This is a genomic window from Alcanivorax sp. HI0044, from assembly GCF_001634945.1.
On the sequence record NZ_LWEZ01000150.1, the window covers coordinates 1 to 1,289 of the forward strand.

Consider the following 1,289-nt stretch of genomic DNA (forward strand, 5'->3'; position numbering starts at 1 on the left):
GAATATGGGTGTTGGTGAAGCTTCTGCGGATCGTAAAGCGATGGAAGGTGCTTTGGCGGACATGACGGCCATTTCTGGCCAGAAGCCCCTGGTAACCAACGCGCGCAAGTCTGTTGCAGGCTTTAAGATCCGTGAAGGTTGGCCGATTGGCTGCAAGGTGACCATGCGCAACCAGAGAATGTATGAATTTCTGGAGCGCCTGGTTTCTGTTGCCATTCCGCGAATCCGTGACTTCCGTGGTTTGAACCCGAAATCCTTCGATGGCCGGGGCAACTTCTCCATGGGTCTGCGTGAGCAGATCGTGTTCCCGGAGATCGATTTCGACAAGGTCGACAAGCTGCGTGGTATGGATATTACCATTACCACCTCAGCCAAGACTGATGACGAAGCACGGGCGCTGCTGCGCGCCTTCAACTTCCCGCTGAAGGGCTAAGAGGATTTGTCATGGCTAAAGAATCCATGAAAAACCGGGAAGCAAAACGCGCTAAGCTGGTTCAGCGTTTTGCCGCCAAGCGCGCAGCGCTTAAGGCGATCATCCAGGATCCCAATGCAGAACCTGAAGCGAAGTGGGATGCTCAGCTTCAGCTGCAAAAAATGCCGCGCGATTCTTCTCCGGTTCGTCAGCGTAATCGCTGTCGTCTCACCGGTCGTCCGCACGGTTACTACCGCAAATTCGGCCTTAGCCGGATCAAGCTGCGTGAAGCAGCAATGCGCGGTGATGTTCCCGGTCTGGTTAAAGCCAGCTGGTAAGCCAAGAGTTAGGTAGCGGAGCGATTGCGGCATGAGCATGCAAGATACCCTGGCGGATATGTTTACTCGTATCCGTAACGCCCAGATGGCCAAGAAAGTACAGGTCGAGATTCCTGCGTCAAAAGCAAAGGAAGCTGTTGCCAAAGTACTGAAGGACGAGGGCTATATCGCAGGTTACGAAGTGACAGGCGATAAAAAACCGGTAATGACGGTTGAGCTGAAGTATTACGAAGGCAGCCCTGTGATCGAGAAGATTGCACGGGTAAGCCGTCCTGGTCTGCGGGTTTACAAGTCCGCTGGTGAGATCCCCAAGGTCAAAGACGGCCTCGGTGTTATGATCGTATCCACTAATCAGGGCATTATTTCTGACCGGGCAGCGCGCAAAGCCAATGTTGGTGGCGAGCTGATCTGCGAAGTGTCCTAACAGAAGCGGCGTAGACAGGTTAGGTGCAACAATGTCTAGAGTAGCAAAAAATCCGGTAAATCTGCCGAAGGGCGTCGAAGTTAAAGTCGATGGCCAGAAAGTCGCCGTAAAAGGT

At 53.2% G+C, this 1,289-nt stretch carries 3 protein-coding genes and 1 pseudogene; all 4 read left to right on the top strand.

Features of this window, described 5'->3' with window-relative positions; all coding sequences use genetic code 11:
• A partial coding sequence (rplE, locus tag A3730_RS01815; RefSeq protein ID WP_063537355.1) for a 50S ribosomal protein L5 occupies positions 1-433 on the top strand: 433 nt, incomplete at its 5' end.
• 11 nt (positions 434-444) lie between these two features.
• Entirely contained in the window at positions 445-750 is a 306-nt protein-coding gene (rpsN, locus tag A3730_RS01820; protein ID WP_063521169.1) for a 30S ribosomal protein S14, read from the top strand.
• A gap of 31 nt (positions 751-781) precedes the next feature.
• The gene (rpsH, locus tag A3730_RS01825; protein ID WP_063519146.1) at positions 782-1,174 is read left to right on the top strand and encodes a 30S ribosomal protein S8; all 393 of its coding nucleotides are present in this window, start codon (positions 782-784) and stop codon (positions 1,172-1,174) included.
• 31 nt (positions 1,175-1,205) lie between these two features.
• Positions 1,206-1,289 (top strand): annotated as a pseudogene (locus tag A3730_RS30145) (50S ribosomal protein L6); the annotation flags it as partial.